At 56.0% G+C, this 22,917-nt stretch carries 24 protein-coding genes; 11 read left to right on the top strand and 13 right to left on the bottom strand.

All coding sequences use genetic code 11. The features are described 5' to 3' along the window. From JTA15_RS06030 to JTA15_RS06020, 3 genes are read right to left on the bottom strand one after another with little or no spacing between them, the layout of a single operon-like run. Complete coding sequence (locus tag JTA15_RS06030; protein ID WP_219372973.1) at positions 1–1,260, bottom strand: NAD(P)/FAD-dependent oxidoreductase; 1,260 nt, start codon at positions 1,258–1,260, stop codon at positions 1–3. Beyond that, complete coding sequence (locus tag JTA15_RS06025) at positions 1,257–1,976, bottom strand: SDR family NAD(P)-dependent oxidoreductase (RefSeq protein ID WP_047744606.1); 720 nt, start codon at positions 1,974–1,976, stop codon at positions 1,257–1,259. Before JTA15_RS06025 ends, JTA15_RS06030 begins: the two co-directional genes overlap by 4 nt. Then, the gene (locus tag JTA15_RS06020; protein WP_014169955.1) at positions 1,973–2,407 is read right to left on the bottom strand and encodes a nuclear transport factor 2 family protein; all 435 of its coding nucleotides are present in this window, start codon (positions 2,405–2,407) and stop codon (positions 1,973–1,975) included. Before JTA15_RS06020 ends, JTA15_RS06025 begins: the two co-directional genes overlap by 4 nt. Before the next feature lie 263 nt (positions 2,408–2,670). Between JTA15_RS06020 and JTA15_RS06015 the strand changes: the two genes are divergently transcribed. Both JTA15_RS06015 and JTA15_RS06010 read left to right on the top strand, forming a co-directional pair. Then, positions 2,671–2,868: a hypothetical protein gene (locus tag JTA15_RS06015; RefSeq protein WP_008502331.1), complete on the top strand. Its 198-nt coding sequence runs from the start codon at positions 2,671–2,673 to the stop codon at positions 2,866–2,868. 1 nt (position 2,869) lies between these two features. Continuing rightward, on the top strand, positions 2,870–3,640 hold the full coding sequence (locus JTA15_RS06010) for a hypothetical protein (protein ID WP_219372972.1): 771 nt from the start codon (positions 2,870–2,872) through the stop codon (positions 3,638–3,640). Between the two features lie 86 nt (positions 3,641–3,726). Here JTA15_RS06010 and JTA15_RS06005 read toward each other — a convergent pair whose 3' ends face one another. Further along, the gene (locus JTA15_RS06005; protein ID WP_219372971.1) at positions 3,727–4,311 is read right to left on the bottom strand and encodes a TetR/AcrR family transcriptional regulator; all 585 of its coding nucleotides are present in this window, start codon (positions 4,309–4,311) and stop codon (positions 3,727–3,729) included. Between the two features lie 103 nt (positions 4,312–4,414). Here JTA15_RS06005 and JTA15_RS06000 point away from each other — a divergent pair, with 103 nt between their 5' ends. Next, positions 4,415–4,882 carry a DUF1348 family protein gene (locus JTA15_RS06000; RefSeq protein WP_219372970.1) on the top strand — a complete coding sequence of 156 codons (468 nt, stop codon included), beginning with the start codon at positions 4,415–4,417 and terminating at the stop codon, positions 4,880–4,882. 111 nt (positions 4,883–4,993) lie between these two features. Here the strand turns inward: JTA15_RS06000 and JTA15_RS05995 are convergent, their stop codons facing one another. The 3 genes from JTA15_RS05995 to JTA15_RS05985 all read right to left on the bottom strand — a co-directional run bounded on the left by JTA15_RS05995 (position 4,994) and on the right by JTA15_RS05985 (position 7,438). Beyond that, positions 4,994–5,533 carry an ester cyclase gene (locus JTA15_RS05995; protein WP_044868496.1) on the bottom strand — a complete coding sequence of 180 codons (540 nt, stop codon included), beginning with the start codon at positions 5,531–5,533 and terminating at the stop codon, positions 4,994–4,996. A gap of 73 nt (positions 5,534–5,606) precedes the next feature. After that, positions 5,607–6,329: an SDR family oxidoreductase gene (locus tag JTA15_RS05990; RefSeq protein WP_014169949.1), complete on the bottom strand. Its 723-nt coding sequence runs from the start codon at positions 6,327–6,329 to the stop codon at positions 5,607–5,609. Continuing rightward, the gene (locus JTA15_RS05985; protein WP_086463402.1) at positions 6,326–7,438 is read right to left on the bottom strand and encodes an alkene reductase; all 1,113 of its coding nucleotides are present in this window, start codon (positions 7,436–7,438) and stop codon (positions 6,326–6,328) included. Before JTA15_RS05985 ends, JTA15_RS05990 begins: the two co-directional genes overlap by 4 nt. 99 nt (positions 7,439–7,537) lie before the next feature. Between JTA15_RS05985 and JTA15_RS05980 the strand changes: the two genes are divergently transcribed. Continuing rightward, entirely contained in the window at positions 7,538–8,473 is a 936-nt protein-coding gene (locus JTA15_RS05980) for a LysR family transcriptional regulator (RefSeq protein WP_014169947.1), read from the top strand. Between the two features lie 36 nt (positions 8,474–8,509). Here the strand turns inward: JTA15_RS05980 and JTA15_RS05975 are convergent, their stop codons facing one another. Further along, on the bottom strand, positions 8,510–8,878 hold the full coding sequence (locus tag JTA15_RS05975; RefSeq protein ID WP_020884230.1) for a MerR family transcriptional regulator: 369 nt from the start codon (positions 8,876–8,878) through the stop codon (positions 8,510–8,512). Between the two features lie 96 nt (positions 8,879–8,974). Between JTA15_RS05975 and JTA15_RS05970 the strand changes: the two genes are divergently transcribed. The 4 genes from JTA15_RS05970 (at position 8,975) to JTA15_RS05955 (ending at position 14,921) form a co-directional block, all read left to right on the top strand. Further along, entirely contained in the window at positions 8,975–9,793 is an 819-nt protein-coding gene (locus tag JTA15_RS05970) for an SDR family oxidoreductase (protein ID WP_041162588.1), read from the top strand. Positions 9,794–10,066: 273 nt separating this feature from the next. Continuing rightward, entirely contained in the window at positions 10,067–10,681 is a 615-nt protein-coding gene (locus JTA15_RS05965) for a TetR/AcrR family transcriptional regulator (protein ID WP_014169944.1), read from the top strand. A 74-nt stretch (positions 10,682–10,755) separates the two neighbouring features. After that, entirely contained in the window at positions 10,756–11,865 is a 1,110-nt protein-coding gene (locus JTA15_RS05960; RefSeq protein WP_025204274.1) for an efflux RND transporter periplasmic adaptor subunit, read from the top strand. Then, positions 11,862–14,921 carry an efflux RND transporter permease subunit gene (locus tag JTA15_RS05955; protein WP_106504079.1) on the top strand — a complete coding sequence of 1,020 codons (3,060 nt, stop codon included), beginning with the start codon at positions 11,862–11,864 and terminating at the stop codon, positions 14,919–14,921. The genes JTA15_RS05960 and JTA15_RS05955 overlap by 4 nt, the downstream gene beginning before the upstream one ends. Here JTA15_RS05955 and JTA15_RS05950 read toward each other — a convergent pair. Next, positions 14,844–15,824 (bottom strand): LysR family transcriptional regulator, encoded by a 981-nt coding sequence (locus JTA15_RS05950; protein WP_181240567.1) that lies wholly within the window; start codon positions 15,822–15,824, stop codon positions 14,844–14,846. The genes JTA15_RS05955 and JTA15_RS05950 overlap by 78 nt on opposite strands. 128 nt (positions 15,825–15,952) lie before the next feature. Here JTA15_RS05950 and JTA15_RS05945 point away from each other — a divergent pair, with 128 nt between their 5' ends. Further along, on the top strand, positions 15,953–17,347 hold the full coding sequence (locus JTA15_RS05945; RefSeq protein ID WP_219372969.1) for an amidohydrolase family protein: 1,395 nt from the start codon (positions 15,953–15,955) through the stop codon (positions 17,345–17,347). On the opposite strand, the gene JTA15_RS05940 is transcribed toward JTA15_RS05945, so the two are convergent. Continuing rightward, positions 17,344–17,631, bottom strand: coding sequence for a DUF1330 domain-containing protein (locus JTA15_RS05940; protein ID WP_219372968.1), 288 nt, complete (start codon positions 17,629–17,631; stop codon positions 17,344–17,346). The two genes, JTA15_RS05945 and JTA15_RS05940, sit on opposite strands and share 4 nt — an antisense overlap. A 149-nt stretch (positions 17,632–17,780) precedes the next feature. Between JTA15_RS05940 and JTA15_RS05935 the strand changes: the two genes are divergently transcribed. Both JTA15_RS05935 and JTA15_RS05930 read left to right on the top strand, forming a co-directional pair. After that, entirely contained in the window at positions 17,781–18,686 is a 906-nt protein-coding gene (locus JTA15_RS05935) for a LysR family transcriptional regulator (RefSeq protein WP_014169938.1), read from the top strand. A 193-nt stretch (positions 18,687–18,879) separates the two neighbouring features. After that, a complete protein-coding gene (locus JTA15_RS05930; protein WP_014169937.1) occupies positions 18,880–19,818 on the top strand; it encodes an omptin family outer membrane protease in 939 nt (312 codons plus the stop codon). Positions 19,819–19,913: 95 nt separating this feature from the next. Here the strand turns inward: JTA15_RS05930 and paaY are convergent, their stop codons facing one another. The 3 genes from paaY to paaK form a co-directional block, all read right to left on the bottom strand. Continuing rightward, the gene (gene paaY / locus JTA15_RS05925; protein ID WP_020884237.1) at positions 19,914–20,510 is read right to left on the bottom strand and encodes a phenylacetic acid degradation protein PaaY; all 597 of its coding nucleotides are present in this window, start codon (positions 20,508–20,510) and stop codon (positions 19,914–19,916) included. A gap of 9 nt (positions 20,511–20,519) precedes the next feature. Beyond that, entirely contained in the window at positions 20,520–21,455 is a 936-nt protein-coding gene (gene paaX, locus JTA15_RS05920; RefSeq protein WP_014169935.1) for a phenylacetic acid degradation operon negative regulatory protein PaaX, read from the bottom strand. A 130-nt stretch (positions 21,456–21,585) separates the two neighbouring features. After that, positions 21,586–22,902, bottom strand: coding sequence for a phenylacetate--CoA ligase PaaK (gene paaK, locus JTA15_RS05915; RefSeq protein ID WP_014169934.1), 1,317 nt, complete (start codon positions 22,900–22,902; stop codon positions 21,586–21,588). Positions 22,903–22,917 lie beyond the last annotated feature (15 nt).

Genomic DNA, 22,917 nt, shown 5'->3' with positions numbered 1-22,917 from the left:
TCAGTTCCCCTCCCCGGCGGCTATCGCATTCACCACGTCCAGCGCACTGCGCACGCCATCTTCATGAAAGCCGTTGTACCAGTAAGCGCCGCAGAACCAGCTACGCTGGTGGCCGTTAATCTCACCGCGACGCGCCTGTGCACGCCAGCTTTTGGGGTTAAACAGCGGGTGTTCATAGACAAAGCGTTTCAGAACGAAGCGTTCATCCACGGGGATGTCCGGATTAAGGGTGACGCAGAACAGCGGGCTACCCGCAGGCAACCCCTGCAAAATATTCATGTTGTAGGTGACGCAGGCGCTGGCCTGATCCTGCTGGCTCAGACGGTAGTTCCAGCTCGCCCAGGCACGCTGACGTACCGGTAGCCAGCGCGGATCGCTGTGAAGCACCACCTCATTACGCTGCCAGCCGATATCGCCCAGCACGTCCTGCTCAGCCGCGCTCGGCGCGTCAAGCATCGCCAGCGCCTGCCCGGAGTGACAGGCAAAAATCACCTGATCAACGCTGTGGCTCGCGTTGTCGAGCTGGATCGTTACCCCATTCTGCTGACGAATCACCCGCTGCACCGGGGCGTTGAGGTGCAGCGTCAGGCGGTCACCGAGTTTATCCATCATGGCGCGGATGTATTCCCGCGAACCTCCGGGCACGACGTACCACTGCGGACGATGCGTCACATCCAGCAGGCCGTGATTGTCAAAGAAACGCAAAAAGAGCGGCAACGGAAAACGTTTCATCTCCTGCAACGACGATGACCAGATGGCCGCCCCCATCGGCAGAATGTAGTGACGCGCGAAAAACGGCGTAAAGCGGTGTCTCTCCAGAAACGTCTGCAGCGTCGCGTGCGGGTCTGGCTCGCTCTCCAGCGCCTGTTTCGCCAGGCGATTAAAGCGGACAATCTCCCCGAGCAGCCGCCAGAACGACGGGTTCACCAGGTTTCGACGCTGGGCAAATAACGAGGTCAGGGTGTGTCCGTTGTACTCCAGCCCGGTTTGCGGGTTATGCACCGAAAAGCTCATCTGCGTCTTTTGCCCGCTGATACCCAGCTCGCTCAGCAGGCCCATAAATCGCGGGTAGGTACGGTCGTTGTAGACGATAAAACCGGTATCGATGGCGAAAGTGCCCTGTGGCGTCGGCACGTCAACCGTCGCGGTATGCCCGCCGGGAGTGGCCCCCGCTTCGAACAGCGTCACCTCATGATGACCGGCAAGACGCCAGGCACAGGTCAACCCGGCGATGCCGCTGCCGATAATGGCAATCTTCATGAACGCACCATCCTGCGCAGCAGTGTGCGCTGAAGAAACGCGGGAAGCCCTGAGAGCAACCGCAAGATAAGGCCAAACCCCACCGGAAACGCAATTTGCATTTTCCCTTTGGCCAGCCCGGTCCGAATGGCCTGCACGGCCTCCTCAACGCTCACCCTGCCCGGCATGGCAAAGTCATTTTTTCGCGTCAGCGGCGTATCAACGAAGCCCGGAAATACCACCGTCACGGCGATCCCTTTCGGCTCCCAGTCGAGCCGCAGACTGTCGGCAAACCAGCTCAGCGCCGCTTTGGACGCGCCGTAAGCCTCTGCGCGCGGGAACGTCAGCCAGTGCGCCATGGAGCTGACCAGCACCACGCGGTTGCCTGAAACCAGCTGCGGCTGTAACGCGGCGAGACAGTTCACCGGCCCGAGGAAATTGGTGGTCATCACCCGCTCTACCAGCGCTGCATCCACCACGCCCTGCTCAAGGTATTCGCAGGTACCGGCGCAGAGAATAACCAGGTCGGCATAGCAGCCCGTCAGCGCCTGGCGACAGGCGTCCCTGTCTGTCATATCGAACAGGCGAACCGTGATAGTGGGGCTGTGCTGATGCAGGGCGTCCAGACGCGCCGGATCGCGCCCGCAGGCGATAACCGTGTGGCCGTCAGCAGCGAAGGATTTCGCCAGCCCGGCGCCGATGCCCGAACTTGCTCCGGTAATCAAAACCGTGCTCATGCGTTCACCCTCCGCTTCACGCCGCGCACTGCCCAACCGAGCAGCGGAAGGTGTTCGTAGATCATCTCTCCGGCGTCGTAATAGTCACGCTGGCGAGTAATCAACCCATGCTCGGTCTCCACCACCGAACATCCCGGCAGGTCGAGCGGCTCGCCTCCGGCAATGCGCGGATGCGACCAGTGCATAATCCACGTGACAACGAAACGGCGGTCACCGAACAGCGGAGGATCAATGGTAAAACGGCAATTTTCTACATTGGCCAGCAGATGGGTGAAATAGCGCTGGAGCGCGAAAATCCCGTCATGCTCGCCGAACGGATCGATAAGCGTGGCATCCGAATGATAAAGCCCGACCAGCGCTGAGGGCGGCTGGCTATCCAGTGCGGTGTAGTACTCAACAAACCGACTCACGACAGAGGGCAAAGTGCTCATGGGTCACATCCTGGCGGTAAACAACGTGGCGTAATCGCATAATTAAAACTTACACAATTAACGTTATTTGTCCAAGTTTGTGTAAAACTATTTTTTATTTATATTATTTTTCAAAAAGTTACACCTTTCTTGTCGATGGTTTTTTCAGAACATTTTCTGACGCACATGTTTCCCGTTTTGCTTTTCAGTTTTACCTTAAGGCGAATTTCCCCTTCTTCTTCCAGACTTATCCTTTTTAATCATAAGGATGAGGAAACCCCGCGATGAAACGTTTCTTTCTGTCACTTTTCTCCAGTCCGGAATCATTGCTCCAGGTGATGAGCCAGCAGGAAATTATCGAAGCCGTGGAGGATGGCGATCGCATCATCATCGACCAGGACGGGAACGCCTCGGTAAACTACAAGAGCAACGAGGTACGACAGGATTTCCTGCGTCATGTTAACGCGCTGAAGAGGGCCTGATATGGGAACGGCTATCTTTATGGTGCTGATGGTCTGTGGGTACTGGTACACCAGCCGTGACCTGTCGACCCGTTTTAAAATCAAGCGATCTTTCGGCTGGGATGTCTATTTTCTCGTTGCCCTGTATGGCTGTATCTTCGTTCTGCAAGGGGTGATCGCCACGGGGCTGCTCTGGCTGTTGCTCTATGCACTTTCTGCCGCCGACAACACCTTCCACTTCACGGCGCAGACCTATGCCGACTGGCAAATAGATTTTATGAACTGGAGCTTTTTAGGTATTCAGGCACCGGTTGTCGTCATGCTGGCCTTCGCCATCCTGTTTTGTCTTTATCGTTCTAACTGGGCAGGCAGCGCCAGGCTGGACGGAGAAGGCAGGAAGAAGCTCTACAAACGTCTCGCGCAGTCGAGCGGTATCGAACAACTGCTGTATCAGTGTATGGAGCAAGGGGAGCTGGCGCAGGTGACGCTGCGCTCGAGACGGATTTATGTCGGCATGATCCACACCGCAACGCTCGAGTATGAAAAAACCGCCAATATCGTGCTGATCCCTATGCTAAGCGGCTATCGCGATGAAAAGACAATGCGGATCTGCATCGAAAATAATTACAGCAAATGGTATGCCCGCCACGACATTACTCTGGATTCAGAACCCGGAAGTGCGATGGACTTCAGAAAGGTGATCATGCTGAATCAGATTGAGAGTATTTCCCTGTTTGATCCGGCCAGTGCCAGCTCGCTGGCGCTGGCTGAACGGGCAGAAAATGATGACTAAAGGCAGGAGCCTGGCATTCACTGCCAGGCTCAGCGCCAGCCCCTCCATGCTAAGCGTATTTCGTCGACGGCCGATCGTGCCCCGGGTCAGGCGGCGTTTTCTGTCAGCCGTTCTACTCCCTTTTTCAATGAGCTTATGACCTCATCCGCTGCGATCCCCATTTGCGCATGAATAATCGCGCCGTCGATCAGCATCATGATTTCATTAACGGTTTTCTCATCGGTTATGCCGGTCAGGGACGCTATTTTTGCCTTTGTTTCGGCTTTATGATTGCGGCAAATATCTTTTATTTCGCGTTCATTTTCTTCAGATTTTGCTTCTGCGCTGGCATTAATAAAGGCGCACCCATGGAATAACGGCGAAACAAACCATTCATACAGCGTGTCTGATAATGCACTGGCCGGGGTTTTGCCCGCAGCAAGATGTCGACGCAGCGTGCTTTCAAACCAGTCAATCCATATTTCGTGTCGATAGTGGAGATAGGCAACAATCAGTAAACTTTTTCCCGGAAAATGGCGATAAAACGTCACTTTAGTGACTTTAGCCTGCTTGATAATGGTATCCACGCCCGTTGCTTTAAATCCGCTGGAATAAAACAGATCGTGCGCGGTCAGCAAGATTTTTTCCCTCACACTGAATGTTTTATCGTTATTCAAGTTGACTCTATTCACAGATCGACGGCCTCAATTGACAGGTTGACAGCGTTATTTTACAGGCCTAGATTAACACCAGTAGACAGACCTGTCTACCTAATACCAACCAGAGGTAGCCGAAATGAACACACGCCCCCCTTTACCGCCTTTTACGCGTGAAAGTGCCATCGAAAAAGTCAGACTGGCAGAAGATGGCTGGAACAGTCGCGACCCGGCCAAAATCGCACTTGCCTATTCGCTGGATACCCAGTGGCGAAACCGCGCGGAGTTTGCCACTAACCGTCAGGAAGCACAGGCATTCCTGGAGCGCAAATGGAAAAAAGAGCTGGATTATCGTCTGATCAAAGAGCTGTGGGCATTTACGGAAAACCGTATCGCCGTGCGCTATGCCTATGAATGGCATGATGATTCTGGCAGCTGGTATCGCTCTTACGGTAATGAAAACTGGGAATTCGAGCCGGATGGTCTGATGAAGCGCCGCTTCGCCTGCATCAACGATATGCCGATAAAAGCGTCTGAGCGCCTGTTTCACTGGCCGCTGGGCAGACGTCCTGATGACCACCCTTCACTGAGCGACCTGGGGCTGTAGGTTTCGTCAGGATCATGCTTCGCCATTACGGGGGGTCATACGCTCCGGGTAACCTTTCGGTTACCCGGGCGGGCTTATCTTTTACACCATGAAAAAGAGGCAGACTATTATTTAAATCACACCCAACTGTTTCATCAGCGTCAGGTTATCTTCAATATGCCAGTTGGAAACTATTTTACCGTTGCCGATCTCATAGATATCCGTCGCGATAAAATCAACGTTCTGACCCTGCCCTTTTATTTTGCCAAATGTCCCGCTGAAATGGCCGTGGAAATGCAAATGGGAGACGACACGATTACCCGTAACGATCATTTGTTCCACCTCGCAGCGTAAATCCGGCACCGCGGTACGAAATACCCTTGAGGCCATAATGGCGCCCTCCGGCCCCTGTTTACGGCCTTCCGGTGGGGTTTTATCCACAAAATTAACCGCCAGCGCTTCCCGCGCCAGAGACTCTTTGCCGGTATCCCAGAACGTGGCATACGTAACGGCCGCATGTTCGCTCGCCGTTAATTGCGTTTGCGACAGCGTGTTATCCACGATAAGAAGATTCGGTTTCACCCGGTCGCTCTGGGCCGAATAAGCCACACCGGATACGCCAGCCAGAATTAACGCCAGCACAGCTGGACGTGCATATGTTGAATATTGCATAAACGCTTACAACCTGAGATTACGTTTTCCGCCAGCATGTTCACTGCCGGAATCAATTCGGATCAACACGGGGTCAGTTAAGTAATGCCCCGCCCTCAATATCAATCACCGAGCCCGTAACAAAGGCATTATCGATGGCAAAGAGATAGCCCTGAGCAACATCTTCCGCTCGTCCCCACGCTTTAGCGGGCAACGTTTGTGCTGCAACAGTCAGCATTTTTTCCCGCGCAGCCGCATCCATCCCGGCGTGGGCTTCGGTATCGGTCAGACCCGGGCTGATGACGTTTACGCGACGCGGTGAAAGTTCTTTTGCCAGCACTTTTGTTGCCGCCTCGATGGCGGCGTTCATGGTGGTTTTGACTATGGCACCGGCTACCACGCGGCGCGCGACAAATCCGCTGGTCAGCGTCAGCGTACCGCGGAGCGAAATATTCCCGCTCAAATACCTGGCGACATGCATGCTGCCCCAAAATTTGGTATCAAAAGCCAGTTTCGCCGCGCCAGAGTCGAGGCTGGAAAGCGGCCCTCCCGGTGCCTGAGAGCCGGCCGTGACAATAATATTGTCGACCTCACCCAGCGTTTCGCTTAACGCGATCACCTCTGCTTCATTGCTAATATCGAGGACGAGGGTCTCAACAGAGGCGGGAGATGGACTCAGCCGCGCGCGGGCAGCGTTCAGTTTCTCTTTATTGCGTCCCGCGAGAATAATGGCGTCGCCGCGTGCTGCCAGGGCACGGGCTACAGCAAAACCAATACCGGACGCGCCGCCAATAATTAACGTTTTACGGGTCATCATTTTTCCTCACACAGGTTGTAGGTGGGGTAATCGGTATACCCCACCGCTGTACCACCAAAGAGCGTGGCGGGATCGCTGACGTCATTCAGCGGCCAGTGATGCGCCAGCCGCTGTGGTAAATCGGGGTTGGCAATAAACGGGCGTCCAAACGCAATCAAATCGGCATACCCTGCTGCGAGGATTTTTTCCGCCTTTTCGGGGGTATAATTTCCTGCCACGATCAGGGTGCCACGGAATGTTTCGCGCAGTTTTTTGCGGAAACTCTCCGGAACCTGTGGCGCATCATCCCAGTCGGCTTCCGCCAGGTGAATAAACGCAATGCCTCGTTGCTGGCACCAGGCCGCGAGGGCGAGAATGGCTTCGATGACCTGCGGATCGTTCATTCCCCGCTGTGTAATAAACGGCGAAAGCCGGATACCGGTGCGCTCAGCGCCAATGGCCTCTGCAATGGCATCGAGCACCTCCTGCGCGAAGCGGATCCGGTTCACGAGACTGCCGCCATACTCATCCGTACGGATGTTTGACGTGGATCTCAGGAACTGATCAATCAGATAGCCGTTTCCGCCGTGCACCTCCACGCCATCAAACCCGGCCTGAACGGCATTAAGCGCCGCCTGTCGGTACTGATCGACGACGCGCACGATCTCTTTTCGCGACAGCACGCGTGGCGTCGGGCAGTCAACCATTTGACCTTCGCCATGTTCATTCACCACCCATACTTTCGCATCGGGTGCCAGCGCGGAGGGCGCGACGGGCAGTCCGTCTTCGTGAAAACGGGCATGAGACATCCGCCCCACGTGCCAGAGCTGGGAAAAAATCACCCCTCCCGCCTGATGGACCGCACCGGTAGTGAGTTGCCATCCCGCAACCTGCTCTGGCGTATGGATCCCCGGAGTCCATGAATAGCCCTGGCCCTGAGGCGAAATCTGCGTGGCTTCGGTGATGATTAAGCCCGCACTGGCCCGCTGTCGGTAATATTCAGCCATCAGCGTCGAGGGAATATTTCCCGGCTGATGAGCGCGGGCACGGGTCATGGGTGCCATGACGATGCGATTTTTCAGGTTGAGATCCTCTAACCTGTAGCGTTCAAAAAGTGAGGTCTGGTTCATCTGGACGTCCCTTGTGGTTACGATGAAATCACTTTACAGGCGGCATCTGATTTTGATAATTACACTAAAATCAGATGCACTTTTCGGTAAATATGAATAATGGGTAAACTCGAAGATATGGCGCTGCTGGTTGAAGTGGCCGAGGCTGGCGGGCTTTCCGCCGCTGGCCGCCGCCTGTCACTTTCCCCGGCCACCATGACCGCCCGCCTCAAGGCGATTGAAGAACGCTACCAGACGCGCCTGTTTCACCGTTCCACGCGGGCTATATCCCTCACCCGGGCGGGCGAAGAGTTTTACCATGCGGCACTGCGCGTGCTGGAAGAGATGCATCATGCCGAGTCGTTACTGGCACAAAAAGAGGGCGTGCTCAGCGGCAACATTCGTCTTTCCGCCCCCTCTGACTTTGGCAGGCAGTATCTCAGCCCCGCCGTCATGGCATTTTCCCGCCTGCATCCGGAAATCAAATTTTTCATTTACTTAAGAGAACACGTAGAGGATCTGGTCGCTAACCGGCTGGATATGAGCATTCGCTTCGGCAACCTGCCAGACAGCAGCCTGGTGGTCAGAAATATCCGTCCCAATCACCGGGTGCTGGTCGCGTCAGCAGCGTATCTTAACGACCAGGGTATCCCTGCCTCCTGTGACGCGCTGACGGACCACCGCTGTCTGGCGCTGGAGTCGCAAGGGGTGGTGATGAATGAATGGCGGTTTGAGGTTGAGGGGAAAGAGCGCGTCGTTCGCGTAGAGCCTGCCATGGTCTGTGATGACGGGGCGCTGCTTCGTCAGTGGGCCCTCGACGGGGCTGGCATTGCGGGCAAATCGTGGTGGGACGTGAAGGACGATGTCGAGAAAGGTAGGCTGAAAGTGTTGCTTGCCGGGAGCTTCACCGGCTTTAGCCGGTTTGATCGCAAAGATGTCGGGCTACAGTTTGTCTACCCGCAACGGAAACTCCAGCCGCTTCAGGTCACCGCATTTAGCCAGTTTTTTATCGACTGGCTTAAAAAGACTGAACGCGGTGAGCTGATGACGTCGTGAAGCCGCCGGTTGCGTTAAACGGCCCCCGTCGGCCGGTTAAAATACATCAACACACGGCTGACCGACTTTATGAAGGGCATCGGTCAAGCGGGTCCGAAGTTCATTCAGCGCCGCTTCTTTCTCCGCCAGTTGCGCCAGTTTGCGCCGCAAAGCGGCCTGTTTTTCCTCCGCGGTAAAGCGGTCATCAACCCAGACCGCCAGAACATCGGCGATTTCAGCCAGGGTAAACCCCAGCATTTTGGCATGCCCGATCAGCTTCAGCCGTTGTAAATCCACAGCCGAGTAGACTTTGTAGTTATTACTGCCGTTTGGCTGCGGAATTTTTTCCAGCAAGCCCGCCCTTTCATAATAACGCACCGTCTCTTTCGATAACCCAGTTCTGGCACACAGCTCGCCGATCCTCATCGCGTCGTTCTCACCTTGTAAAAATCACGCTTGACCGTGTACCTGAGTACACGGTTTATCCTGTGCCGCACAGACAGGGAAAACGGGATTTATGTTATGAATTCTTTTGATTATACAGGAAAAACAGCACTGGTTACCGGTGCATCCTCGGGCATCGGACGGGAGTTCGCCCGCCAGCTCGCGGCCCGTGGCGTGGGGTTGATCCTGGTTGCCCGCTCCGAGGCAACGCTGCAGGCGCTTGCGGCTGAGCTTCAGAAAACGCACAGCGTATCACTCACCGTTATCGTGCAGGACTTAACGCTGCCTGAGGCCATTACCCACATTGTGGAACGGCTGGAAGCGTTACGGCTTTATCCCGATATTTTGATTAATAGCGCGGGGTTTGCCACCTACGGGCGATTTGAAAAGCTATCTCTGGCGCGCCAGCGTGAAGAGATCAACGTCAACTGCGTCGCTCCCGTGGCGCTCGCGCACGCCCTGCTGCCCGCGATGCTGCGTAAAGGTTCAGGCGTGATGATTAACGTGGCCTCAACCGCTGCCATGCAACCGGATCCGTATATGGCAATTTATGGGGCAACAAAGGCATTTTTACTCTCCTTTTCGAACGCGCTGTGGGGAGAATACCGCGCTCACGGCATCCGCGTGCTGGCGCTTTGCCCCGGCGCAACGGATACCGCCTTTTTTGAGGTGGTGAACGCCGAGGAAGCGTCAGTGGGCAAAAGAATGCCAGCGCAGAACGTGGTCGCGCAGGCGTTACGGGCCGTGGATACGCAACGCAATACGCTGATCCCCGGCTGCGGCAACTGGCTGCTGGGCCAGTTACACCGGTTTGTCACCCGCCGACGTCTGGCGATCATTGCTGAAAAAGTATTACGACCTAAGCCCGCCGGTCAGGGGACGCGCTCAGACGCATAATCCCGTTCGGGCCAAAGCGTGACGTTTCAGTGCCGCGCAATTGCACTGAAACGCGCGCAACCTCTCGCAAAGACTGACAATATCCCGCGAAAAACAGTGATACACTTAGCCGACCTGGTTGATGATGCAGTCTTTACGGCTCAGGGCTAACGAGTATTATCCCTCGGGTTCCACAGACGACTGTGCATGTGCCATCTGCCCACTCAACCATGTGACCTAATTACCAAATGGTCACACGTTGTCAATCGGAGCCTGTCACGCTAAGCTGAAATAATGACTAAAGACATGAACACCCCATCCACACGTGGTCCACTCGATCACACGGTCCGAGAGCAAATCGTCGAAGCTGCGTATGAGCACTTCGGCCATTACGGCTATGAAAAAACCACCGTCGCTGAACTTGCCAAAGCCATCGGTTTTTCAAAAGCCTATATCTATAAATTTTTTGATTCCAAGCAGGCAATCGGCGAGGTCATCTGCGCGAACCGTCTTGATATGATCATGGCGGCGGTCAATGCAGCCATCGCTGATGCGCCATCCGCAAGCGAAAAGCTGCGTCGTCTGTTCAGGGCGCTCACCGAGGCGGGAAGTGAACTGTTTTTCCATGAGCGTAAACTCTACGACATCGCCGCCGTTGCCGCGCGGGACAAGTGGCCTTCAACCGAAAGGTATTCCGAACGTCTGCTGAAGCTGATTGAGAGCATTGTTGTCGAGGGCAGAAAAGCCGGTGAGTTCGAGAGAAAAACCCCTCTGGACGAAGCTACACTGGCCATCTATATGGTCATGTGCCCTTTCATTAACCCTGTTCAGCTGCAGTACAACCTCGAAGCCGCCCCGACCGCGGCGGTTGTCCTCTCCTCTCTGATTTTGAGAAGCCTCGCCCCCTGATTAGTGACCATTGACTTTATTGGTCACTAGAATGAGAATGCGGATACCGTCCTGTTAATGTAATAAGGGTTCCCATGCTCAGGCTTCATTCAGCCCGCCTCGCCGTATGCCTCCTGCCGTTTGCCCTGGTGGCATGCGGCGATAACCACGCCAGTGACGATCCGCGCACACAGCCACCGCTTGTCAGGTCTGCGTCCGTGATCCCTGCGAACGAGACGTCACGCGCCTTTACCGGCGTGGTGGTGGCAAGAACGCAAAGTGATTTAGGCTTCAGGGTGCAGGGCAAAATTCTCGAACGTCTTGTCGATACGGGTCAGACCGTTAAGCAGGGCCAGCCTTTAATGCGTCTGGATCCTGTTGATCTGAAATTACAGGCGCAGGCCCAGCAGCGAGCGGTGGATGCTGCCCAGGCGCGCGCACGTAAAGCGTCCAGCGATGAGGCGCGTTATCGCGGCCTTGTGGCATCCGGTGCAGTGTCGGCGTCAGAGTACGACCAGATTAAAGCCGCAGCCGACAGCGCCAGAGCGGAGCTCAGCGCTGCCCGGGCACAGGCAGGCGTGGCGCAAAACGCCACCGGTTATGCCGTGCTACTTGCCGATTCAGACGGCGTGGTGATGGAGACGCTTGCCGAGCCTGGACAGGTGGTCAGCGCCGGGCAGGCAGTGATCCGTCTGGCCCGCGCGGGGCAGCGCGAGGCGCTGGTCCAGTTGCCGGAAACCCTGCGCCCTGCCGTGGGAAGTACAGCCCTGGCAACGCTCTACGGTAACGAAAAGCAGCCCGTTAGCGCGAAGCTGCGCCTGCTGTCTGATTCAGCCGATGCGACCACCCGTACCTTTGAGGCCCGATACGTGCTGGATGGCGCGCTGGCGAACGCGCCGCTGGGGGCGACCGTGACGCTGAGCATCGAACACGGCAAAGGCGACAGCCGGGTAATGCAGGTTCCTCTGGCGTCTCTCTACGATGCGGGGAAAGGGCCTGGCGTCTGGCGTATTTCCGCTCAGCCGACAAAAGTCGTCTGGCAGCCTGTCAGGGTGCTTAGCGTAGGGGATGATATCGCCAGAGTAACCGGCGGCGTGCAGCCCGGAGAAAAGATTGTTGCGTTAGGCGTCCATCTTCTGCACGAAGGCGAAGCGGTCCGGCTGGCGGAACAGCGCGATGCCACTCAGGCGGGGATGACACCATGAGTGGAGGTCGTTTCAACCTGTCAGCGCTTGCGGTACGCGAGCGCTCGGTCACGCTGTTCTTGATTATTCTGGTTACCCTTGCCGGTATTTTCTCGTTTTTTGGCCTTGGCCGCGCGGAAGATCCCCCCTTCACGGTTAAGCAAATGACGGTTATCACCGTCTGGCCCGGGGCAACCGCACAGGAAATTCAGGATCAGGTCGCCGAGCCGCTGGAAAAACGTCTGCAGGAACTCAAATGGTATGACCGCACGGAAACGTATACTCGCCCCGGTATGGCGTTTATCACGTTGTCATTGCAGGACAAAACCCCGCCTTCTCAGGTTCAGGAAGAGTTTTACCAGGCGCGAAAGAAACTGGGGGATGAAACCAAAAACCTTCCGGCGGGCGTCATGGGGCCGATGATCAATGACGAGTTTTCCGATGTCACCTTTGCCCTTTTTGCACTGAAAGCGAAAGGCGAACCACAGCGTCTGTTAGTGCGTGACGCCGAAGCCCTGCGCCAGCAGCTTTTGCACGTTCCAGGTGTAAAGAAAGTGAACATCATCGGGGAACAGGCCGAGCGGATTTACATCTCCTTCTCGCATGACCGTCTGGCAACACTGGGGCTCTCCCCGCAGGATATTTTCACTACGCTCAACAGCCAGAACGCATTAACCGCGGCGGGCTCGATTGAAACGCGCGGGGCGCAAATCTTTATCCGCCTCGACGGCGCTTTCGATAAATTGCAGAAGATCCGCGATACGCCCCTGATCGCGCAGGGCAAAACGCTCCGGCTGTCCGACGTGGCAACGGTTGAACGGGGGTATGAAGATCCACCGACCCTGCAGATCCGTAACCAGCAAGAACCCACCCTCCTGCTCGGTATTGTCATGCGTGAAGGCTGGAACGGCCTGGCGCTGGGTAAAGCGCTGGATGCTGAAACGGCAAACATCAATGCGAATATGCCTCTGGGGATGACCTTAACGAAAGTCACCGATCAGTCGGTGAATATCCGCTCGTCGGTCGATGAGTTCATGATCAAGTTCTTCGTCGCCCTGCTGGTGGTGATGGTGGTATGTTTTGTCAGTATGGGGTGGCGCGTGGGCATCGTTGTCGCGGCGGCAGTGCCGCTGACGCTGGCGGTCGTTTTTGTCGTGATGGAAGCCTCCGGTATAAACTTCGACCGCGTTACCCTGGGCTCCCTTATTCTCGCCCTCGGCTTACTGGTTGATGATGCCATTATCGCCATCGAAATGATGGTGGTAAAAATGGAGGAAGGCTACGACAGAATCAAAGCCTCCGCCTACGCCTGGAGCCATACCGCCGCGCCAATGCTGGCCGGAACCCTGGTGACAGCCATCGGGTTTATGCCGAATGGTTTTGCGCAGTCAACCGCCGGGGAGTACACCAGCAATATGTTCTGGGTAGTCGGCCTCGCCCTGATAGCTTCGTGGTTTGTGGCGGTGGTGTTCACCCCTTATCTGGGCGTCAAAATCCTGCCGGACATCGCAAAAGTCGAAGGCGGTCATGCCGCCATCTATGACACCCCGCGCTATAACCGTTTTCGTCATACGCTGAGCCGCGTGATCGCCCGAAAATGGATCGTCGCCGCGTCCGTCGTGGCCATCTTCACCCTCGCAGTACTGGGGATGGGGCTGGTTAAAAAACAGTTTTTCCCGACGTCCGACCGCCCCGAGGTGCTGGTGGAAGTGCAGATGCCGTATGGCACATCGATTGAGCAAACCAGCGCCGCCACCGCGAAAATCGAAGCGTGGCTGCGCAAACAGCCTGAAGCCAGCATCGTCACCGCCTACATTGGCCAAGGTTCGCCGCGCTTTTATCTGGCGATGGCCCCTGAGTTGCCCGATCCCTCTTTCGCGAAGGTTGTCGTCATGACGGACAGCGAGAAGTCACGCGAGGCGCTTAAGTTCCGCCTTCGCGAAGCGGTAGCCCGCGGGCTGGCTCCGGAGGCACGCGTGCGGGTCACGCAGCTGGTGTTCGGGCCTTATTCTCCCTTCCCGGTCGCCTGGCGAGTAATGGGACCGGATGTCGATAAACTGCGTGATATTGCAGATAACGTTAAAGGTGTGCTGCAGGCCAGTCCGATGATGAGAACCGTCAATACCGACTGGGGTTCACGCGTACCGACCCTGCATTTCACCCTCGATCAGAACCGCCTGCAGGCTACCGGTTTAACGTCGAACGCCGTTGCCCAGCAACTTCAGTTCCTGCTGTCGGGCGTTCCCATCACCTCCGTGCGGGAAGATATTCGCTCGGTACAGGTTACGGGCCGCGCCGCGGGTGATATCCGCCTTGATCCGGCGAAGATAGAGGGCTTTACCCTGGTGGGTAACGCCGGGCAACGCGTTCCGCTGTCACAAATCGGGGAGATTGAGATCCGAATGGAAGATCCGCTGTTGCGCCGTCGCGATCGTACGCCCACGATTACCGTGCGGGGAGACATTGCCGAAAACCTTCAGCCCCCGGATGTGTCAACCGCCATCATGAAACAGCTGCAACCCATTATTGATTCGCTTCCACCTGGCTATCGCATCGAAATGGCGGGATCGATTGAGGAATCCGGCAAAGCCACCCAGGCCATGGCCCCGCTGTTCCCCATCATGATTGCCCTGACGCTGCTGATAATCATTCTGCAGGTGCGTTCACTCTCGGCCATGGTCATGGTATTCCTGACCGCACCGCTGGGGCTTATTGGTGTGGTTCCTACACTGCTGCTTTTCAATCAGCCGTTTGGCATCAATGCCCTCGTCGGCCTGATCGCGCTTTCGGGGATCCTGATGCGAAACACGCTGATTCTCATTGGTCAAATCGATCACAACCAGAAGGACGGTCTCGATCCGTTCCATGCCGTGGTTGAGGCGACCGTACAGCGCGCGAGGCCGGTCTTACTGACGGCCATGGCCGCCGTGCTGGCGTTCATTCCCCTGACACACTCCGTGTTCTGGGGAACGCTGGCCTACACGCTGATTGGCGGAACGCTAGGGGGAACCATTATTACCCTCGTCTTCCTGCCTGCGATGTATGCGATCTGGTTTCGGATCAAGCCCGCCGCCTGACGGTGCCGGGCTGGCGTCCGGGATAAGCCCGGCAATCCAGTCTGCAAAGGCACGCACTGCGGGAGAGAGAAAACGCTGATGGGGATAAAGCAACGTGACGGGCACCGAAGGCGGTTGCCAGTCAGCCAGAACCTCAACCAGCCTTCCCTCCCGCAGATGCGCTGAGACAATACTCTCAGCCAGCTGCGCCAGCCCGAAACCCTCAAGGCACATGTTGATATAAAGCCCGGTGGCATTTACGGCCGCTTCGCCGCGGACAGGGATGGAGACCGTCTCTGTCCCGCGGACAAAGCGTAACGCATCCGCCCGTCGGGTCTGATCGGAAAAATAGTGTATCGCCCGATGCTGTGATAAGTCGTCTGGCGAGCGGGGAGTACCGAACTTCCTGAGATAGTCCGGTGAGGCACAGGTCACCCAGCGAAACCGGCCCAGAGGACGGGCAACAAGAGTCGAGTTATTCAGATCCCCCGTTCGGATCACACAGTCCACCCCCTCCTGCACCAGATCAACCTGCCGATCGTTGACGCCCAGCATCAGGTAGATATCCGGATAAAGCCGGTAAAAATCTTTCAGGTGAGGCATCACGATGAAATCCGCGATCCCGCCCGGCATATCCACCCGCAAGCGTCCCTGCGGGCGCCGGACTGACGCCGTCAGGCTCGTTTCCGCATGCTCGATTAACGCCAGTATTTCCTGGCATTGCGCCAGATACTGCACACCTTCAGCGGTGAGGCTCACCCGCCTTGTCGTTCTGTTAAGCAGGCGCACCTGGAGGTAATTCTCCAGATTTTTTATGCTGCTGGTGACCGTTGACGAAGGCAGAGAAAGCGTTTCGGCTGCGCGGACAAAGCTTCCAGCCTGCGCTACCCGCATGAAGATCTGCATTGCCTGAATACGATCCATTTTTTCTCCCCCGACCGTCGCTCACATTATTCTTCGTAGATTATGAATAATGAAAACACGTTAAGCATCTTTTTCGCCGTAATCGGGTGGCGTAATTTCTCACCCATGAAGAGACAAAGGACAAGAAGATGAGCGATTACCTGAGAAATATGATTAACAATCAAAGCATAACTCCACCCGCCACGTTGATTAAGGGCGCAACCCTGCTCAGCATGGATGACAGGGTGGGTAATTTTGAACGCGGCGATATCCTTATCGAAGGCGCAAAGATCGTCGCCATTGGTGAAAATCTGGCAGCAGAAGGCGCCCGCATAATAGATGCCACACATATGATTGCCATGCCGGGACTGGTGGATACCCATCGCCATGCCTGGGAGGGACAACTGCGCCGCATTAACCCCGACGCCAAAACGCTTGAAGATTACTGCAACGCCACGCACTTCTCATTCGCCAGGTATTATCGCCCTGCCGATATTTATATCGGCAACCTGCTCACCGCCCTGGGGTGTATTGATGCCGGTATCACCACGGTGATTGATAATTCCCATAACAGCCGCACCGCTGCGCATTCGGACGCGGCCGTTGAGGCCCTGCTGGATGCGGGGATCCGCGCCGTACACGCTTCCGGTGCACCGGTGTCCGGAGAATGGGACCGCGCGCACTGGCCCGGTAACTGGCAGCGCCTGCAAGAAAAGTATTTCCAGAATAACCCTGAAAGTCTTGTTTCGCTGGCAGTCATGGTCCAGCTGGAACCGGAGAGATGGCTGGAGGCCCGCAGGCTGGGGTTGCCAATCGTGACCGAATTCTTTGGGGGTGAAATGGCGTCGCAGCTTGAGGCGCTGCATCAGCAGGGGCTTCTGGGACCGGACAATATTTTTAATCACTGCACCGCACTGCCGGACGACGGATGGAAAATCCTGCGGGATGCGGGCGTACGCGTGAACGTCTGCCCCCGTTCCGATGCGCACTATGGGATTGAAGACGGCATGTTTGCCCTTCAGTCCGCGCTGCGCCACGGCATCAGCCCCGGCCTCAGCGTTGACAATGAAACGTCGTACAGCGGCGACATGTTTATGGAAATGCGCGTGGCTTTTTACCTCCAGCGCGTCATGGGCATGCATCAGCAGCACTGCTGTGGTTCAGCGCACACCGTAAATACGCTTCATACCCAACAGCTCCTGAAAGCAGCCACCGTCGATGGTGCGGCCTGTGCAGGGTTACAGGAGAGCATCGGCAGCCTGACGCCGGGTAAACAGGCCGACCTGGTGCTTATTAGCGCCGGCGATCTCAACCTCTATCCGTCCGGCAATGCATTTGGCACGGTGGTCCATGCGGCAGAGCGCAGCAACATCCATACCGTCATGATTGCCGGACGAATCGTGAAGCAAGACGGCAACGTGCTGGGGGTCGACATCACCCGCCTTCGCGAGGCCATTGATGAATCACGTCATCATCTCTTTACCTCAGCCGGGTATGAGCCGGACATATTTGCTGACGCCTTCCTGCCGCTGGCGCAGGATTAAGCCCCTTCAACCACAACAAATGTCCCGCTTGCCGCCCCCGCGCGCAGCTTTCTGGCGGCCACGTACCCGGGACTGTTATAAAAACGTTTGGCCTCAGCATACGAATCAAACTCTAAAACGACATGGCGTTCATGCGCCTCCCCTTCGAGATTTTCATATTCCCCGGACCAGACGATGACCCGGGGGTTGAACCCCTGCAGCGCTTCCCCGGCAGCGTTCGCATATTCTGCATAGGCAGCAGGATCTGTGACGGTCACGTGGGCGATTAAATAACCTTTATTCATCTTCTTTATCCTTCCTGAGGACTGTTGCCGGTGGTGTAAAGCGCATCAACCTGTTTGACAGCGTTACGCGGTATGAAGACACTCTATTAGTCATCAATAAGGGAATAAATCACCCAAAAAATAACGCACTGTTACCCGGAAGGTGAACAATGAAAAACCTGCATGCACTGACTATTTTTGCGCGCGTCGCAGAAATGCAGAGCTTTACTCAGGCGGCAGAGAGCCTGGGCATTAAGAAAGGCCGCGTTTCAACGGTCGTACGTGAGCTTGAGCATGACCTCGGGACGACGTTGTTGCACCGGACTACCCGCGCGGTACAGCTGACCGAAGACGGTCGGGCTTTTTATTCGCGCGCCCGGGATTTGTTATCAGATGCTGAAGATCTGCAGTCCATGTTCGCGCCTGGCGGCATGTCACTGCGGGGACGTTTACGCGTCGATATGCCAGCAGTGTTGGCCCAAAGCGTAGTGATTCCCGCCCTGCCACAACTGCTGGACGCGCATCCTGAACTTGAAATAGAACTTTCAAGCACAGACCGGCGAGTCGATCTGGTTCAGGAAGGCTTTGACTGCGTCATTCGTTTTGGGCCCATTGTTGATGAGACCCTCATTGCCCGACCGCTGGGTCAGTTACGGATGATTAACGCCGCCAGCCCACGCTACCTGGAGCGCGTCGGGGTGCCCGAGACGATCGACGACCTGCTTCGTCAGGGACACCGAATGGTGCATTACATGCGAAATTTTGGTGCCCGGCCTGATGGCTGGCAGTACCCGGACGGTGATGGCTACCGGTCCGTCATGTTACCCGGCGCCGCGCGGGTCAACAGCGTACCGGCCTATCATGAAGCCGGGCTGGCGGGTCTGGGCTTAATTCAGGGCGGGTATTCCGCGCTGGCGCCCCATATCCAGCGCGGCGCGCTGGTTGAAGTGCTTCCCCATTTGCCTCCTGAACCGCTTAATGCCGCTTTTGTGGTCGCCCATCGGCGCAATTTATCGCAGCGTGTCAGAGCTTTTATGCACTGGACGGAAGTCATTTTAAAACCGTACTTTGATTAATATCCTGCTAAAGATATTCACGCTAATTGTCGGAGGCCGGACGGCAATATTATCTCGTTCAGGGACGTTTCTTGTGAAAGGAATATACAGCGCAAATGCGAATAATGACTAAAACTGGCAGTTGATTGTTATTTGTGTGGCTTTTAAAATTTAATTGCAAGGTATTTATTAAATTTTAATTAGGGAAATAAAAATGACAAGAAATACGCTTTTACTGACGATGATGGCCGCCTTTTCAGGCACAGTATACGCAGGGGAAACGCAATTTACGCCGAATTTCTCACCTGACAGCGTCACCGTTTCAGCCTCGGGCGGGATGCTCAGCGGGAAATCCCATGAAATGGTGTATGACGACGTCACAGGCAGAAAAATCAGCCAGCTGGACTGGAAAATTAAAAACGTCGCCATCCTGAAAGGCGATATTTCCTGGGATGCATACCCTTTCCTGACCCTGAACGCACGCGGCTGGACCTCGCTGGCATCCGGGTCGGGTCATATGGATGACTATGACTGGATGAACGAAAGACAATCCAGCTGGACAGATCATTCGACGCATCCGGCAACTAACGTCAATTATGCCAATGAATACGATCTCAATGTAAAAGGCTGGATATTGCAGGGCGAAAGCTATAAAGCGGGCGTGACTGCTGGTTATCAGGAAACCCGTTTTAGCTGGACGGCGACCGGTGGCTCTTATAATTATGATAACGGTACCAACACGGGGAATTTCCCGGCGGGTGAACGCGGCATTGGTTATAGCCAGCGCTTCTCAATGCCTTATATTGGGCTTGTGGGGCAGTATCGTATTAATAATTTCGAATTTAATGGCCTGTTTAAATTCAGCGACTGGGTGCGCGCTCATGATAACGACGAGCACTATATGCGCGACCTGACCTTCCGCGAGAAAACCTCAGACTCTCGCTATTATGGTGCGTCAGTGGATGCAGGATATTACGTCACGCCACACGCCAAAGTTTTTGCCGAGTTCGCGTATAGCCGTTACAAAGAGGGCAAAGGCGGCACGCAGATTATTGATACAAACACGGGCGAATCCGGGTCAATTGGCGGTGATGCGGCGGGCATTTCCAACAAAAACTATACCGTTACCGCCGGTCTGCAATACCGGTTCTGATTTCGCGCAACGCATCAGGCCAGCGTAAACATGCACAGGCCCCTGACGGGGCCTTTTTCGATGCGCTGCTTTGACATTAGCAGGTGCGCGCCCCTTCATGACGCCGATTTTGGTCGCAGATCCTCGTCAAACTCCAGACGTTTTCGACCGGGCTCTACTTCGCGCAGGGGTTCGACCTGATGCAGGGTCAGCTTGCAGCGATCCACCAGCACCTGATACTCACGCGTGCCCTGCTTCTTCCAGGCAATTTCCTGCTCGCTCAGCACACGTATCGCTTTTGCCGGACTGCCAATGATCAAATGGTTGGCGGGCATCTCCGCTTTCGCTTTCACAAAGGCCGCCGCGCCGACAATGCTGTTTTCGCCAATCACCGCGCCGTCCATGACCACTGCGTTCATCCCTACCAGGGCGTTACGGCGGATAATACAGCCGTGCAGAATCGCGCTGTGGCCGATATGTCCGTCCTCTTCCACCACCGTGTCCTGCTCCGGGAAACCGTGCATGACGCAGTTATCCTGAATGTTCGCGCCGTCTTTCACCACAATCCGGCCAAAATCGCCGCGCAGGCTGGCATTCGGGCCAACATACACGCCTTTGCCCAGGATCACGTCGCCGATGAGCACCGCCGTCGGGTGAACGTAGCTCTCATCAGGCACCACCGGCGTCAGACCGTCAATTTGATAAACGGGCATCTCCACTCCTTATACGATAGTAAGACCACCAAAGCGTTGATAGTAGAGCGTGCCGGGCACAGGCAGTTCGCCGACGGAGGTTTCACCTTTCTCGCTGACAAACGCCAGCGCCCCCGGTGCCACACGCTGATAAATATTAATGCACAGCTGTCGCGCACTTTGTCCGGCCCAGTGTGCGGGCAATAACTCCTCCGGCAACAGCGGGTCTTTCAGCACCACGCGCCGGTAAAAATGGATCAGCAACAGCTGGATCTGGAAGCAGCGTTCCGGCGTTAATTCGTCCGGCGCGGCCTCTTTCAGCAGCGGCAGAAGAGGACGGAACGAGTGGATAAACGTCTCGTACATCGCGTTCTGTTCGGTCAACTGCCAGCACTCCTCGACCCGGGCACGCAGCGCCGCGCGGGACAGCGCCAGCGGCGAATGGGCCTCGAAGAAGATGACGTTTTCCGCCACGCCTGCGTCGTGTAAAAGCGACTGCACATCCGCCAGATGCTGCGACGGGGAGGCCATCAGGCTGGGAGCCAGGGTGCCAAAACCCTGCCAGATCAGCTGCTTCTTGACGTCAGCAAGGGTGGTTTTATCCAGACCTTCCGAGAGCAGCAACAGCCACTTGCCGTCCCATGCGGGGAGTTCAGCACGGTAGATTTTACTCTCCGCGCGGCGGGTCAAACGCAGCCCTTTGTCGCTCAGCCGGTAAAAGCTGCGTCGTCCGATGCGCGACACATCCAGCCAGCCCTCTTTGTTAAGACGAAACAGCGCAGTGCGCACAAAGCGCTCGCCAAACCCCATGCCTTCCAGTAAGGCGGCGAGGCTGCCAAGCCAAATCTCGCCACCGCGATGTGAAAGCGCGTCACCGTATAATGAGGAGATAAGCGACGTTCCGCTAACGGGAACCGAGCTAACCGCGTGCTGGATAAAGGCATCGAGTTTATTCATGTGATTCATTCTGTTGTTATTTTTGGTCTGGATGAATCATAGCATATTCCCCTCACCCCGGCCCTCTCCCAAAGTGAGAGGGGGACAACGTCCCTTCTCCCCTCCGGGGAGAAGGTTAGGATGAGGGGGTGAGGGAAACTCAACCGTTAGCCGCAACTTTACGCAAATCAAACACCCGACAGGCTTTGCCCTCTGAGCGCGGGATACTGCCGCAGTTGACAATCATCACGTCGGTGGAGATCCCGACCATCGATTTAATCCGATGGCGCAGCTGATGGCACACCTGGCAGCGCTGCTCGTGGGTCAGGGTCAGACTGCTCTCTTTGAGCTCCACCTTCACGGAAAGTGAATCAAGATGGCCGCGGCGGTTGACCTCCAGCTGATAGTGCGGGGAGAGGTGTTCGAACTTCACGATCTCCTCTTCCAGCTGGGACGGGAAGACGTTGACGCCGCGGATGATGAGCATATCGTCACTGCGACCGCTGATCCTGTCCATACGACGCATGGTGCGGGCGGTCCCAGGAAGCAGGCGCGTCAGGTCGCGGGTGCGATAACGAATCACCGGCAGCGCCTCCTTGGTCAGCGTGGTGAACAGCAGTTCGCCCTGCTCGCCATCATTAAGCGGCGTGCCATCGTTCGGGTTGACGATCTCCGGATAGAAATGATCTTCCCAGATGGTCGGACCGTCGGCGGTTTCGATACACTCCATCGCCACGCCTGGCCCCATGACCTCGGAAAGCCCATAGATATCCAGCGCGGTGATCCCCAGACGTTTCTCGATTTCGCGGCGCATGGCCTGCGTCCACGGCTCTGCGCCAAATACCCCCACACGCAGGGAGCAGGCGCTGGCATCGCCTCCCATCTGACGTTCCAGCTCTTCGATCAGATTGAGGCAGTAGGATGGTGTTACCATGATCATGTCCGGCTGGAAATCGCGGATCAGTTGCGCCTGTTTCTCCGTCTGGCCGCCGGACATCGGGATAACGGTCGCCCCTAAACGCTCTGCGCCATAGTGCGCGCCCAGCCCACCGGTAAACAGGCCATACCCATAGGCCACATGAATTTTGTCTTTCGCACTGCCGCCCGCGGCGCGCAGAGAACGGGCCACCAGGTTGGCCCAGTTGTCGATGTCATGTTGGGTATAACCGACGACGGTTGGCTTTCCGGTGGTGCCGGAAGAGGCGTGAATACGCACCACCTGCTCCATCGGTACGGCAAAGGTATCGAACGGATAGTTATCACGCAGGTCCTGCTTGGTGGTACACGGAAACTTACGGATGTCTTCCAGCGTTTTAAAATCGTCAGGGTGAACGCCCGCAGCGTCAAACTTGCGTTTGTACATCGGAACGTTGTTATAGGCGTGATGCAGCGTCCATTTCAGACGCTCGGTTTGCAGCGCCTGTAATTCGTCAATGGAGGCCGTTTCGATCGGATCAAGCTTTGTTGTATTTGTCATTGTAGGGTACTCACA

The sequence above is a fragment of the Enterobacter sp. BIDMC 29 genome (assembly GCF_019378755.1).
Classification (GTDB): domain Bacteria; phylum Pseudomonadota; class Gammaproteobacteria; order Enterobacterales; family Enterobacteriaceae; genus Enterobacter; species Enterobacter ludwigii.
The sequence above is the reverse complement of the archived record's forward strand: the minus strand, read 5'-3'. Positions and strand labels throughout refer to the sequence as shown.